Source organism: Pseudoxanthomonas wuyuanensis, from assembly GCF_900215535.1.
Lineage (GTDB): Bacteria > Pseudomonadota > Gammaproteobacteria > Xanthomonadales > Xanthomonadaceae > Pseudoxanthomonas_A > Pseudoxanthomonas_A wuyuanensis.
This window is the reverse complement of sequence record NZ_OCND01000002.1, coordinates 382,664-393,764: the sequence shown is the minus strand read 5'-3', so window position 1 is coordinate 393,764 and position 11,101 is coordinate 382,664. Positions and strand designations below refer to the sequence as shown.

General features: G+C 66.7%; 11 protein-coding genes and 1 pseudogene. 6 read left to right on the top strand and 6 right to left on the bottom strand.

From position 1 onward, the window contains the following. Position 1: 1 nt before the first annotated feature. Complete coding sequence (locus tag CRO39_RS06805; protein WP_097121115.1) at positions 2 to 325, bottom strand: Rieske (2Fe-2S) protein; 324 nt, start codon at positions 323 to 325, stop codon at positions 2 to 4. Between the two features lie 89 nt (positions 326 to 414). On the opposite strand from CRO39_RS06805, the gene CRO39_RS06800 reads away from it, so the two are divergent. From CRO39_RS06800 to CRO39_RS06775, 6 genes are all read left to right on the top strand, one after another. Continuing rightward, entirely contained in the window at positions 415 to 690 is a 276-nt protein-coding gene (locus CRO39_RS06800; protein ID WP_097121114.1) for a hypothetical protein, read from the top strand. Positions 691 to 870: 180 nt separating this feature from the next. Beyond that, a complete protein-coding gene (locus tag CRO39_RS06795; protein WP_097121113.1) occupies positions 871 to 1,578 on the top strand; it encodes a fumarylacetoacetate hydrolase family protein in 708 nt (235 codons plus the stop codon). A gap of 151 nt (positions 1,579 to 1,729) precedes the next feature. Continuing rightward, positions 1,730 to 2,134 carry a large-conductance mechanosensitive channel protein MscL gene (gene mscL, locus CRO39_RS06790; RefSeq protein WP_097121112.1) on the top strand — a complete coding sequence of 135 codons (405 nt, stop codon included), beginning with the start codon at positions 1,730 to 1,732 and terminating at the stop codon, positions 2,132 to 2,134. Between the two features lie 95 nt (positions 2,135 to 2,229). Continuing rightward, entirely contained in the window at positions 2,230 to 3,666 is a 1,437-nt protein-coding gene (locus tag CRO39_RS06785) for a M28 family peptidase (RefSeq protein ID WP_097121111.1), read from the top strand. 34 nt (positions 3,667 to 3,700) lie between these two features. Continuing rightward, positions 3,701 to 4,747, top strand: a complete 1,047-nt coding sequence (locus CRO39_RS06780; RefSeq protein ID WP_097121110.1) for a LacI family DNA-binding transcriptional regulator — start codon at positions 3,701 to 3,703, stop codon at positions 4,745 to 4,747. A 151-nt stretch (positions 4,748 to 4,898) separates the two neighbouring features. Next, positions 4,899 to 6,098, top strand: coding sequence for an AGE family epimerase/isomerase (locus tag CRO39_RS06775; RefSeq protein WP_097121322.1), 1,200 nt, complete (start codon positions 4,899 to 4,901; stop codon positions 6,096 to 6,098). A gap of 43 nt (positions 6,099 to 6,141) precedes the next feature. Here the strand turns inward: CRO39_RS06775 and CRO39_RS21180 are convergent. The 5 genes and pseudogenes from CRO39_RS21180 to CRO39_RS06755 all read right to left on the bottom strand — a co-directional run. Continuing rightward, positions 6,142 to 6,377, bottom strand: a pseudogene (locus CRO39_RS21180) (hypothetical protein); the annotation flags it as partial. A gap of 45 nt (positions 6,378 to 6,422) precedes the next feature. Beyond that, on the bottom strand, positions 6,423 to 7,739 hold the full coding sequence (locus CRO39_RS06770; RefSeq protein ID WP_097121109.1) for a sugar MFS transporter: 1,317 nt from the start codon (positions 7,737 to 7,739) through the stop codon (positions 6,423 to 6,425). A 49-nt stretch (positions 7,740 to 7,788) separates the two neighbouring features. Then, entirely contained in the window at positions 7,789 to 8,091 is a 303-nt protein-coding gene (locus CRO39_RS06765; protein WP_097121108.1) for a hypothetical protein, read from the bottom strand. Positions 8,092 to 8,428: 337 nt separating this feature from the next. After that, positions 8,429 to 9,268: a TrmH family RNA methyltransferase gene (locus CRO39_RS06760; protein ID WP_162125889.1), complete on the bottom strand. Its 840-nt coding sequence runs from the start codon at positions 9,266 to 9,268 to the stop codon at positions 8,429 to 8,431. A 1-nt stretch (position 9,269) separates the two neighbouring features. Then, positions 9,270 to 10,739, bottom strand: coding sequence for an alanine/glycine:cation symporter family protein (locus CRO39_RS06755; protein WP_238394685.1), 1,470 nt, complete (start codon positions 10,737 to 10,739; stop codon positions 9,270 to 9,272). Positions 10,740 to 11,101: the final 362 nt, after the last annotated feature.

Sequence of the window (11,101 nt, the reverse complement as noted above, 5' to 3'; positions counted from 1 at the left end):
CCTACAACAGCCGTACCTGACCATCGACCACTTCGACGGCCACCGGGCGCAGCGCATCGCCGCGGCAGGGGCCGGCCACGCAGAGGCCTGCCTCCAGTTCGAACGAAGCGCCATGCGCGGCGCAGATCAGATGGCCCTGCTTGTCCTTGAGAAACTTGCCCGGGGCCCAGTCCAGCCGCCGGCCCGCATGCGGACAGATATTGAGCCATGCGCGGACCTGCCCGCCCTGGCGGAAAAGCAGCAAGGACTCGGCATCGTCGCCAATGGTGGCTTCAATCTCGGCGAAACCGCCATCCTCGATGTCATTCAGCGCCAGCAATCGCATCGGATTTAACGAAGTTCTCACACAGTCATGTTTCTGTCACCCGATACTGCCGCACCGGCCCCGTCCGCATTCTGACACGACGTCCCCCGATGTTCGCCCGACAGTTCCATTTCAACAGCTTCCGTTCCGCCTTTGCGCCGCGCAAGCCGCGCCATCCGTTGCTGCGCCTGGCAGTGGGATTGCTGGGCCTGGCGGTGCTGTGCGTGCTGGTGTTCGTCAGTGTGTTCGTTGGCGCAGCGATGATCGCCGCCGGATTGCTGTACAAGCTGTTCCGCCAGCGCGGCAAGCCGGTGGCGCGCCAGGGCAGCGTGGTCGACGGCGAATACCGCGTCGTCCGCAAACCGGTACTGCCGCTGTCGCGATAAACCGGCCGGCCGCGCCCGCGCCCACTGAGGCCATCGGCCCTCTCAGCCGCAAACGCGTCGCAACGCGCCCGTGCGGTGAACAATGTGGTGTTGGCGTGATTTCTCCCGAAAACGCACTTCGGCCTACGCCGCGGCCATGCTTCCCCTAAACTCTGTGCCCTCGCCCGCACCGAGCCGCCCATGACCGACATCATTCCTGCCCCGCCGCAGCCGCGCGTTCCCGTCCGCGGCGGAAACGCTTTTCCGGTCCGCCGCATCTTCTGCGTCGGCCGCAACTTTGCCGATCACGCCCGCGAAATGGGCGCCAGCGCACCGGCTTCGAAGGCCGACCGCGGCCAGCCGGTGTTCTTCCACAAACCGGCCGATGCCATCGTCACCGGCAATGCCGATGTGCCCTACCCGCCCGGCACCCAGGACCTGCACCACGAAGTCGAGCTGGTGGTGGCGCTTGGCCAGGATGCGCCGGCCGGCCCGTTGTCGCGCGAGCAGGCGCAAGCGCTGGTGATCGCCTACGGCGTCGGCCTGGATCTGACCCGCCGCGATCTGCAGGCCGCGGCCAAGGCCAAGGGGCTGCCGTGGGATACCGGCAAGGGCTTCGATCATTCGGCGCCGATCAGCGAACTGGTGCCGGCCAGCGAGGTCGGCGAACTGGACGCGCGTACGCTCAGCCTCAGCGTCAACGGCGAAATCCGCCAGCACGGTTCGCTGGCCGATCTTATCTGGGACGTGCCCGACATCCTGCATGAGCTGTCGCTGCTGTACGCGCTGCGCGCCGGCGATCTGGTGTTCATGGGCACACCGGCCGGCGTGGCGGCGCTGAAGCCCGGCGACCGCTTCAACGCCCGGCTTGAAGGCGTGGCCGAACTGCTGGGCGCCATCGTCGCCTGAACCGGTTGTGCGATACGCTTGCGCCGCGGCCATCCGGCCGCGACCGTCCTCGGTTCGGAACGCGCCAGATTGCTGCGGCCGAATCCCCTTTCCGTAAAGCGGCAAGACGCCCGGACTATCATCCGGGCACCGCATCCATAAGGAGACAGGCATGGGAATGATCAGCGAGTTCAAAGAGTTCGCGATGCGCGGCAACGTCATCGATCTGGCCGTGGGCGTGGTGATTGGCGCCGCGTTCGGCAAGATCGTCACCGCGCTGGTGGACAAGATCATCATGCCGCCGATCGGCCTGCTGATCGGCGGCGTCGATTTTTCCAAGTGGGTGTGGACGCTGAAGCAGGCCGGCGTGGATGCGGCGGGCGAGGCGGTGCCGGCCGTGGCCATCGGTATCGGCGAGTTTCTCAACACGCTGATCCAGTTCGTCATCGTCGCGTTTGCGATCTTCCTGGTGGTCAAGGCCATGAACCGTCTTGCCCGCAAGCAACCGCCGCCGCCGGCCGCGCCCAGCGAAGACATCGTATTGCTGCGCGAGATCCGCGATTCGCTGAGGAAATAATTGGCACACAGCATTCCCGGACATCAACACCAACGGCACAACAACGGCGGCCGCGGGCTGCTAAGCTCGCGGCTTCGTCTTTCCGGGAACCCTTCATGCGCTTTGCTCCGCTGCTGCTCGCCCTGGGCCTGACCGGCTCCGCTTGCGCCGCCTCATCCGAAGCCGGCAAATCCGAAACCCAAGCTTCCGAAACCCATATCCCCGATGCCGCACTGACTGTCGCCGCGCAATTGCGCGAACAGGCGCTGGCCGACGGCACCGGCTGGCGGGTCGTTGAATCGCTGACCACCGAAATCGGCCCGCGCCTGGCCGGCAGCGAGGCCGACGCGCGCGCGGTGGCATGGGCGCAGGCCAAGTTCAAGGCGCTGGGCTTCGACAAGGTGTGGTTGGAGCCGGTGACGTTTCCCAAATGGGAACGCCGCAGCGAAAGCGCGGCGATCGTCGGCAAGCATCCGCAACCGCTGACCGTCACCGCGCTGGGCGGCAGTCCGGCCGGCACGGTGGAAGCGGAAATCGTGCGCTTTCCCGATCTGGCCGCGCTGGAGGCGGCGCCGGAAGGTTCGCTGGGCGGCAAGATCGCCTTTGTCGACTATCAGATGAAGGCCGCGCGCGACGGCAGCGACTACCGCAACGGCGGCGCGATCCGTTCGCGCGGTCCGTCGGCGGCGATCCGCAAGGGCGCGATCGCATTTCTGATGCGTTCGGCCGGTACCGACAACCACCGTGTCGCCCACACCGGCATCACCCGTTTCGACGACGGCCTGACGCCGGTGCCGGCGGCGTCGCTGACCATCCCCGATGCCGACCAACTGGCGCGCCTGCTGGCCCGCGGGCCGGTACGCGTGCGGCTGGCGCTGGATTGCGGCTGGGACGGCGAATACACCTCGCAGAATGTCATCGGCGAAATCACCGGCCGCGAAAAGCCCGACGAAGTCGTGCTGATCGGCGCGCATCTGGATTCCTGGGACCTGGGTACCGGGGCCATCGACGACGGCGCCGGCATCGGCATCACCATGGCCGCCGGCCACCTGATCGGCAAGCTCAAGCACGCGCCCAGGCGCAGCATCCGCGTGGTCGCCTTCGCCAACGAGGAACAGGGCCTGCATGGCGGCAAGGCCTATGCCGAAAAGCACATCGGCGCCATCGGCAAGCACCAGATCGCCGCCGAAAGCGACTTCGGCGCCGGCCGCATCTATGCCTTCAACACCGGCGCCCCGGCGCATGCGCGCAAGGCGACCGAGCAGATCGCACAGGCGCTGGCGCCGCTGGGCATCGAGTACGCGCCCGGCCAGGGCGGCGCCGGTCCGGACATCAGTCCGTTTGCCGCCAAGGGATTGGCCTGGGCCTGGCTGGCGCAGGACGGCAGCGACTATTTCCATCTGCACCACAACGCCGACGACACCCTCGACAAGATCGACCCGCAGGCGTTGGCGCAGAACGTGGCCGCCTACACGGTGTTCGCCTATCTGGCGGCGGAGGCCGATGGCGATTTCGGCAGCGCGTTGAAGGCGGATCCGGCGGCCAGCGAGTAAGCTAGGCGCACCCGCCGCTCACGACGGATCCACGATGCCAAAACGCGCACGCCAGGCCGGCAACGCGGTAACCATCCTCGATGTGGCCAGACACGCCGGCGTGTCGCCGATGACCGCGTCGCGCGTCATCAACGACAACCCCAATGTCGGCGAAGCGATGCGCGAGCGGGTGCTGGCGTCGGTCAAGACGCTGGGGTACCGGCCCAACCTGGCGGGCCGGTCGCTGCGTACTTCCAGCACCGCGCGCATCGGCGTGCTCTACAGCAATCCCAGCGCCGCCTACCTCAACCAGTTCATGCTCGGCATCCTGGAACAGAGCAGCCTGAGCGGCAGCCAGGTGCTGATCGAAAAATGCAGCGGCATCCGCAGCCAGCGCGCGGCAACCCAGCGCCTGCTGGACGCCGGCGTCGACGGCGTCATCCTGCCGCCGCCGCTGTGCGACTCGGCGCAGACCCTGCAGGAACTGGACGAGCGCCAAATCCCCACCATCGCGGTGGCGACCGGCGCGCCGCAGGAGGGCGTCGGCTCGGTGCGTATAGACGACTACCAGGGCGCGCGCGCGATGACCCGCTACCTGCTGGACCTGGGCCACCGCGATATCGGTTTCATCAAGGGCGATCCCAAGCACACTCCAAGCGCGTTGCGCGCGGCCGCCTTCTTCGACACGATGGCCGAAGCCGGCATCCAGGTGCCGGCGGAGCATGTCGCGCAGGGAATGTTCACCTACCGCTCCGGCCTGGCCGCCGCGGCCGAACTGCTCAAGCGCAAACGCCGCCCTACCGCCATTTTCTCCAGCAACGACGACATGGCCGCGGCCACCATGGCGGTCGCGCATGGCATGGGTTTGCGGGTACCCGAAGAGCTGACGGTCGTCGGCTTCGACGACACCCCCGTGGCCACTACCGTCTGGCCCGAGCTGACCACCATCCATCAACCGGTGACGGCGATGGGACGTACTGCCGTCACCCTGATGCTGGAAGAGATCCGCCGCAACCGCAGCGGCCGTCCCAAGGCGCAGGTCCACCAGGTCATGAAGTACACGCTGGTCAAGCGCCAGTCGTCGGCACCGCCGGCACGCTAGGTTTCGGCGGTTCTCCTGCCTTTCCGGACCGGCGGCATCTGCTGTCGCCGGCAATCGTGGTAACCTTACCACGACCGTCATGCAGCGGCGTGCAGCCATGGCCGGCGGCCCGTTCGGCCGCTGCCGGATCACTTACTGGAGCGAGAGTCTGATGCAAAGCGAGCCCGTTTCCGACCTGCCATCGCCAGATTTCCGTTCGCGCGATTTCCTGCTTGGCCACATCGCCGACACCATGCGTTTCTACCACCCGCGCTGCATCGACCCGCGCGGGGGCTTTTTCCACTTTTTCCGCGACGACGGCCAGATCTACGACGCGCATACGCGCCACCTGGTCAGCAGCACGCGCTTCGTCTTCAATTATTCGATGGCCTACCAGGCGTTCGGCGACGCCGCCTATCGCGACGCGGTGGCGCACGGCATCGATTTCCTGCGCCGCGTCCATCGCAACCCGGTCAGTGGCGGCTATGCCTGGGTGTTGCGCGATGGCGAGGTCGTGGACGCGACCAACCATTGCTACGGCCTGGCCTTCGTCGTACTGGCCTATGCCAAGGCGGTCGAAGCCGGCTTCGCCGAAGCGGCCGCCTATCTGGACGAGACCTGGGATCTGATGGAACGGCATTTCTGGGAGCCCGCATACGGACTGTACGCGGACGAGGCTTCAGCCGACTGGGAGCTTTCGCCGTATCGCGGCCAGAACGCCAACATGCACGCCTGCGAGGCGTGGCTGGCGGCGTACGAAGCGACCGGGCAGAAGCGCTTCCTCGAACGCGCCGCATTGCTGGCCGACAACATGACCAATCGCCAGGCCGCGCTGTCCGATGGCCTGGTCTGGGAGCACTACCGCAGCGACTGGAGCGTCGACTGGGAATACAACTTCGGCGACCGCAGCAACATCTTCCGCCCTTGGGGCTACCAGCCCGGACATCAGACCGAATGGGCCAAGCTGCTGCTGATCCTGGACCGCCACGCCCCGGCCGAATGGCGCCTGCCGCGCGCACGCGCGCTATTCGATCGGGCCATGGCGCTGTCCTGGGACGAGGCGTTCGGCGGCATGGTCTACGGAACCGACCGCGAAGGCGGCTTCTACGATGAGGACAAGTACTTCTGGGTGCAGGCCGAGTCGCTGGCCACCGCCGCGCTGCTGGCCAGCCGCACCGGCGAACTCCGCTACTGGGACTGGTACGAGCGGCTGTGGGAGTACAGCTGGCAGCATTTCGTCGACCGCCAGCACGGCGCCTGGTACCGGATACTGCACCGCGACAACAGCAAGTACAGCGACGAAAAGAGCCCGGCCGGCAAGACCGATTACCACACCATGGGCGCCTGCTACGAAGTGCTGAGAGTCCTGTAAGGGGACTGCACGCAGTAAGCCGAGCTGGTTCGCCGCCGCCTTCCTGATCGCCTCGGGCGGAGGTGTTCATCTGGCTGAAGCGCTTGCTGCGCCAGTTGTAGGCCGCCCGCCTGCGGCTAGTCCTGCCGGTACCAGAGGATGGCGTTGGCCTGGTGCTTGGATTGCCGCCGGTCGGCAGGGGTTGCCGCCGATGTCCTTGCCGTCGGTATCGGCACCGGAATAGGCGTAGTCGACGTTGACGCCGAACCCGCTCCGCCAGCCCGGCAGGAAGTCGAAAGCTGCGGGTAACGATGGCGTCGCGATCTAGCTGGCAATGCTTGGCCTTTACGGTACCTGGCCCGGCGCGGCGGCCTGCTTGCCCCTGCTTTCCAGCCATCCCATGCGCACCAGCAGGCCGTAGCCTGCGATGCATGCGTAGCAGGCCACCGGTACCAGCAGCGCCAGCGCCAAGCCGACCTGATCGGCCACCACGCCAGTCAGCAGCGGCACCACCGCGCCGCCGACGATGGCCAGGCACAGGATGCCGGAACCGCCTGCGGTGTCTTCGCCCAGTCCGTCGATGGACATGGTGAAAATGGTCGGGAACATCACCGAATTGAACAGGCCGATCGACAGGATGGCGACGGCGGCAGGCAGGCCTTCCAGCACCACGCCCGCCAGCAGTCCCAGGCAGCCGGCGCTGACGGCGCATACCGTCAGCACTACGCCGGGCGCAACGAAGCGCAGCACGTAGGAACCAATGAAGCGGCCCACCATCGCCAAGCCCCAGTACACGGAGATCAGATTGCCCGCCGCATGTTCGGAGGTGGTGGCGCCGACCATGATCAGGTAGTTGACCAGGGCGCTGCCGATAGCGACTTCGGCGCCCACGTACAGAAAGATCGACAGCGCACCCAGGCTGAGCCGCGGGTGGCCCAGCAGGCGGAAATAGTCGCCGTGCCCCACCGGACGCACCGACGGCATCGGCGAGCGCCGCACCCACCAGCACACCGCCGCCAGCAGCACCAGCACCGCGGCAATGATCATGTACGGCAGGCGCACATGGCTGGCCTGCTCCACCCGGAAGGCCTCCAGCGCCGCAGCGCTGAGTCCTGCTTCGGGTTCGGCGACACCGGCAGCGAGGATCATCGCCGAGCCGAACAACGGGCCGATCATGGTGCCTACCGAGTTGAACGCCTGGGCCAGCGTCAGCCGGCTGTGCGCGCGGGCCGGATCGCCCAGGCCCGCCGCCAGCGGATTGGCCGCGACCTGCACGATGGTGATGCCGGCGGCCAGCACGAACAGCGCTGCCAGGAACGCCGGATACCAGCCCATCGAAGCGGCTGGCGAAAACATCAGGCAACCGCCGGCCATTATCAGCAGCCCCAGCACGATGCCGCGCAGGTAGCCGATGCGGCTGATCAACAGGCCGGCCGGGATAGAGACGATGAAATAGGCCAGGAAGAAACAGAACTGGGTCAGCATGGCCTCGGCATAGCTGAGCGAGAACGTGGCCTTCAGCTTCGGAATCAGCACGTCCACCAGCACGGTGCAGAAGCCCCATGCGAAGAACAGCGTGATGACCAGCGGCAACAGCCGCGTCGAGGCGCGCCCGGTCACCGCATCGGCCGCGTTGCCGACAATACCGCCACCTTCGTGCATTGCATTCTCCAATCGTTTGCCGGGTCGTCCGCGTTGGACGACCGCCGGTTTACCGTATTCCGCGCCAGCCTGACCGGCTGGCGCAGGTTTGCGCTTGCATCAGTACATCGCCGTGAAAATCGCTGGCCAAGCCGGTTCCACGTTGCATCCGCGCAGCTTCGCCCGGCGCCGTCGGCGAAAGCTTACGGCACCTGCCCGGATGCGGAATCACAGGATTGTCTTGGTCGGCCGCTGGCAGCGGGCATTCGATCGTGGCGCGGTGCCGCTGCGCACGCGCCGAGGCTGCCGCCAGCTGGGCGGGCGATGCTGCCAACGTCGGCAGGCCGGCGGATCGGCCCTTGTTCTTCAGCATCAGACCCTCCCAAGCCCTTATGCCGCTTTATGCGCTTTGGTAACGTTACCCAATAGATCTGGCGATTACAACCGGCGGCGGCGGCGTCCCGGCATGAAGACCTGTTCATGTTCTTTCGCCATCTTTCGCAGGAGCGTGCCGGGTCTGTGGCCTGGCGTTGGCAGCCTTCCTGAACTGCTCTCGCCGGGCCTCTGCTGAGCCGTTGAAGATTGCGGTGCCGCCGCCGGTTCGCCACCCAGCCGGGGAACACGCGATCGCACCTTCGCTGTTGGGGCCGGAACTGCAGTGGCTCAGATGCTGCCGCTGCAACGCGCCGAACCGGATTGGCTGCGTGCTTCTATCGGTGGGATTGTCGCCATTGCGCCAGCAGCACCGCCGTGGCCGCGGCAACGTTGAGGCTCTCGACCGCGCCAGTGCCGGGGATGGACAGGCGCAGGTCGCAGGCGGCGGCCAGTTGCGCATCCATGCCCTCGCCTTCGGCGCCCATCACGTAGATCAACCGCTGCGGCAATGCCGTGGCGAACAAGTCGGTGCCGCCGCGTACGACCGTCGCAGCCAGCACGAAACCCGCGCCGCGCAGCTGCGCGATGGCGCCGGCCTGATCGCCCATGCGCACCAGCGGCACCTGTTCGGCGCCGCCCTCGGCCACCCGCGCCGCGGCGCCGGACAGCGCCAGCGGCGATTGCTGCGGTTGCAGGATGGCCTTGGCACCGAAATGCGCTGCCGAGCGCAGGATGGCGCCGAAATTGTGCGGATTGCCGACGCCGTCCAGCCAGATCGCCAGCGCCGGCCCTGCCGGCAGATCGCGCAGCCAGTCGGCCAGCGGCGCCGGCTCGGCTTTCAGCACCTCGGCAACCACGCCCTCGTGATGGGCGCTGGCCGCCAGCTTGTTCAGATCGGATTCCTCGACCACCCGGTAGCCGACCCGATGCTTGACGCACCAGGCCAGCAGCGGTTGCAGCTGCGGAATGCGGTAGTCGGCCAGGTACAGCTTGCGGATGGCCTGCGGCCGCCGCGCGAAGACCGCCTGCACCGCGTTGAAACCGTACAGGCGCAGCTCGTTCCTGCTCGCCGCCGCCGGCCGCGCCGGTTCATCGCTGGACAGCGGGCGCGGTTTGACCGGCGCGCGCGCGCGGCCTTCGCCGCCGGGTCTGCTGTTTTTCCAGGGGTCGTTCACGTCAGTCCCGCTTTTCCCAGAACTTCGCGTTCCTGATGCCCAGCGCCTGCGGATCGAATTCCGGTTCCTTGCCCGCCTTCTTCTGCGATTCGTAGTCCTTCAGCGCCTTCAATGCCGGCCGCTGCAGGATCAGGATGGCGATGATGTTGAGCCAGGCCATCATGCCCACGCCGATGTCGCCCAGCGACCAGGCCGTACCGACGCTGCCGATGGCCGCATAGGTCACCGCCGCCATGATGCCGATGCGCAGCAGGAACACCAGCCACGGCCGGTGCACCTTGCGGTTGATGTAGGTGATGTTGGTTTCGGCCATGTAGTAATAGGCCACGATGGTGGTGAAAGCAAAGAACAGCAGCGCCAGCGCCACGAAGATCTGGCCGAATCCGGGCAGTACCGACTCCACCGCGCTCTGCGCAAAACCCGGTCCATGCACCACCCCCTGCAATTGCTGGACCAGATATCCGGTATGCAGGCCGGTGGCCGGATCGATGGGGCTGGCCGGGTCGTAGACGTTGTACATGCCGGTGGACAGGATCAGGAACGCGGTGGCCGAGCACACCAGCAGCGTGTCCACGTAGATCGAGAACGCCTGCACATAGCCCTGCTTGGCCGGGTGCGAGACCTCGGCGGCGGCGGCGGCGTGCGGGCCGGTACCCTGCCCGGCCTCGTTGGAATAGACGCCGCGCTTGACGCCCCACTGCACCGCCAGGCCCAGCACCGCGCCGAAGCCAGCCTCCATGCCGAAGGCGCTCTTGATGATCAGCATGAAGATTTCCGGCACCTGCTGGATGTTGATGAACATCACCACCAGCGCGACCAGGATGTAGGCCAGCGCCATGAACGGCACCACGATTTCGGCGAAGCGGGCGATGCGCTTGACCCCGCCGAAGATGATGAAACCCAGCACGATCACCACGCCGGCCGCGGTCACCGCCGGTGCGATGCCAAAGGCGTTGTTGAGGCCCGAAGCGATGCTGTTGGCCTGCACGCCCGGCAGCAGGAAACCAGTGGCGATCACGGTCACCACCGCGAACAGCCAGGCGTACCACTTCAGCCCCATCGCCTTTTCGATGTAGTAGGCCGGGCCGCCGCGGTAAAGGCCCTTGTCGTCCTTTTCCTTGTAGATCTGCGCCAGCGTCGATTCCACATACGCGGTCGACGCGCCCAGGAACGCCACCATCCACATCCAGAAAACCGCACCCGGCCCGCCGAACGCGATGGCGGTGGCGACGCCGGCGATATTGCCGGTACCGACCCGGCCGGACAGCGACATCGCCAGCGCCTGGAACGAGGACACGCCGGCTGCGGAGGACTGCCCGGTGAACATCAGCCGGATCATTTCCTTGACCCCGCGTACCTGCATGAAGCGCGTGCGCAGCGAGAAGTACAGCCCGGCGCCCAGGCACAGGACGATCAGCGGCGTGCTCCAGATGATGCTGTCGAGCAGGCCGATGATGCTTTCGAAGGTCAGTTTTTCCACGCGGCGTTCTCCAGAAGCGGGGCGCATGCCGGCACGGCATGGCAGGACGAGCCCGATTGTCCCTGATCGGCGGCGGCTTGGGGACCCGGAACTGCCGGTCCCACGCTCCAGGCGGGTTTTGGCGGGACGCTCCCGCAGGTCTTCCCATGCCCTCCGAAGCCGGTTGTCTCGCTTGACCAGCCATTGGGCTGTTGAACAACGCCGAAAAGGTTCTTCTCCCGTTTCCGGGGATATCGGCTTCGGCTTCGGCCTCGGCAAGAGCCGCCGCCTGACGGGCTGGGGGTGCTCCGCCCTCCCGACGATGTCGTGTCTTTAAGTCGGGCCGCAGACTCGTTCGCGGCCCGAACCGGCCC